This window comes from Microbulbifer aestuariivivens (assembly GCF_039545115.1).
Classification (GTDB): Bacteria; Pseudomonadota; Gammaproteobacteria; order Pseudomonadales; family Cellvibrionaceae; genus Microbulbifer; species Microbulbifer aestuariivivens.
The window spans coordinates 1-1,420 of sequence record NZ_BAABRT010000057.1 but is presented as its reverse complement, the minus strand read 5'-3'; the positions used below and the strand labels follow the sequence as shown (position 1 = coordinate 1,420).

General features: G+C 45.8%; 2 protein-coding genes. Both read left to right on the top strand.

Features of this window, described 5'->3' with window-relative positions; all coding sequences use genetic code 11:
• The first annotated feature begins 146 nt into the window (after positions 1-146).
• Positions 147-635 carry a hypothetical protein gene (locus tag ABEA58_RS14305; RefSeq protein WP_345552588.1) on the top strand — a complete coding sequence of 163 codons (489 nt, stop codon included), beginning with the start codon at positions 147-149 and terminating at the stop codon, positions 633-635.
• Between the two features lie 373 nt (positions 636-1,008).
• The coding region (locus ABEA58_RS14300; RefSeq protein ID WP_345552586.1) for a hypothetical protein at positions 1,009-1,420 on the top strand (412 nt) is incomplete at its 3' end.

Below are 1,420 nucleotides of genomic sequence, written 5' to 3'. Positions count from 1 at the left end.
GAGGTTCTATGGCTCCTCCAAAAAGACTACGCTCAGAGCTTGGTCAAAGCAGCAGGGAAACGTGTAACAAGTCAATCAACTACGCGCCTACGGCGCCGGACGTGCTAACGCACGCCGGTTATTGAGGTGTTATGGTTAAAAATAGTATGGCGATTAGAATCATCTTTATTATTGTATTTATTTTTGATATGAATATTGCGAATGCCATCGAATTTACTGATGTAGAGAGTAGTATTCGAAGTAAGGGGGCTAAAGCCACGTTGGGTGAACTCTCATGGCCTTATGAAAAATGGAACGCATTTATCGAAAAGGTTGAGTCTGGAGATCCTCGCTGGGTTGCCCTTACAATAGAGCTTCGCTCTGCTTCAGATGCCGGAGCTTCATTCGAGCTTGATCATTCGCTAGCGCATGCATATTCTCAAAATCCGGAATCTTTTTCCGAACCTCTAAATCCAGATCAGCTTTGCAACCCAAATTACATGGAACTTAGCACCAAGCCAGAGGCGGAAGCCTATCTATTGAGGATGAGAAAAATAATTCGTGAACTTCCAGATTCAGAATTTAAAGATCAATGTAATAGTCTTGTTGTTCGGTATGGTAAGTGGGTATCTGAGTGGGATGGTACGCCACCATAACAAGTTGCTGCACCTGACACATATTGCTACGCTCGTTTTGTGTCAGTCGCTGCGCTCCATTTTTACACAAAACGCTCTCCGCAGTATGTGCCGGTGAGCAAGGCGTTATGTTGCCGGGTGGTAAAAACTGTTGTCAGTGCCAGCATGTAATTTTTCTCACTGGTTAAGAGTCCAGCATTGAGCAGCTCGGTCGCTACGGAACGCGGCAGTTTCGCTCCTAGAGCCTTCTCTCGGGTTCAGTAGAGATGGGCACTTCACTGCAGTATCGTGGGGTGCCATTAAGTTAATAATTTGGTGGGGGGGTGCTGTATTCTTCCCTCGTAACATTGGGCGCTGGCCAGCCAAGCCGTGGCTGGCAGCGTGCCGGTAGCGGGTGTCCAGTGCGGCACCTATAACCAAGCTAGGCAGGTTCGCCCAGCCGTTGGCTGGGCTGGACAGCCTACGCTGCGCTCCGGCTGCCCCTGCTAGCGGCGTTAAATGTATGAGATTTACCATGAAAATAAGAAGCATCATATTATCTCTACTTACTTTGTTCGCTAGCCATTCATTCGCAGATGTAAAAGAATTTATGTGCGGGATTCAAACGAAGGAGAAAGAGTTCAAAGAAATTGAAGGCTTCAGTGTTCTTATTGAGTCGCAAAAAGAAAAAATTGAAATACCAAATGGCTTCGGTACAGTAACAACAGCTGTTATGTGTTGGCGGTCATCTTTACTTCCACAAAATGGCGACCATAAAGTAATTTTACTAGGGTATCCTTTTTACATCATTGAACAATCTGATAACC